The organism is Bartonella sp. AA81SXKL (assembly GCF_042196945.1).
In the GTDB taxonomy this organism is placed as follows: Bacteria; Pseudomonadota; Alphaproteobacteria; order Rhizobiales; family Rhizobiaceae; genus Bartonella.
On record NZ_JBHIRH010000233.1, the window covers coordinates 1 to 717 of the forward strand.

Here is a 717-nt window from a genome sequence, read left to right on the forward strand (position 1 = left end):
CCATCAACTTGCACAACCCGCCCAATCATGTGCTGGTTGGCAAGACAGCGTTCAAGCGCATCAAGACGCTTCATTATTTGCCGCAAGGTGTCACTCAACAAATGCGCATCATTCATGGCAACACCTCATCATCGCATGAAATCAAACCACTTTTGAGTTGTCCTTCATCACAAAAAATATCCTGTCCCAACTGATGCAAATCTTGGTGCCATTCCACCACGCTTATCGATACACCACGCTGCTTAATCGCCGCAGAGATAATCGGTTCAATTTGCACCTCACGCGGGGCACTCAAATGCGTTAGTCCCCACAATTGCCCGCTATGACAAAGCACCGCAATGGCTTCTGCTAAAAGCCAACTGGAAACATCACGCTCTTTACCTGTGGTAATAATAAAAGCCCCTAAATGAAGATCCGCACTCATGTGCCCACTTGCTACAGGATTCAAACGGCTTTCTAACACCGCAACCCGTATTGCTGGAGCCACCAGCATCTGTGTTTCAAGCTCTTCTAAGTTAAAACGTCCAAATTGACAGCCGCAATCACGCACATCCGGCAAAGCCCCTTTAAGGCTTCTTATCACCGCTTCACGAAACTGATTAATGCGCCCTGCTTGTGTGATCGTTTGACTCATGAAAAGACCCTTTCCAGCCAGTCTTCTGTCGCTTTGACAATTTCCACTTTATTGTGCTCTGAAAGCCCCAAATAAGGGCGTGC

General features: G+C 47.6%; 1 protein-coding gene. It reads right to left on the reverse strand.

Annotated elements, in window-relative coordinates; translation table 11 throughout:
* Positions 1-112: 112 nt before the first annotated feature.
* Entirely contained in the window at positions 113-634 is a 522-nt protein-coding gene (locus ACFINZ_RS10790) for a hypothetical protein (protein WP_375633872.1), read from the reverse strand.
* Positions 635-717 lie beyond the last annotated feature (83 nt).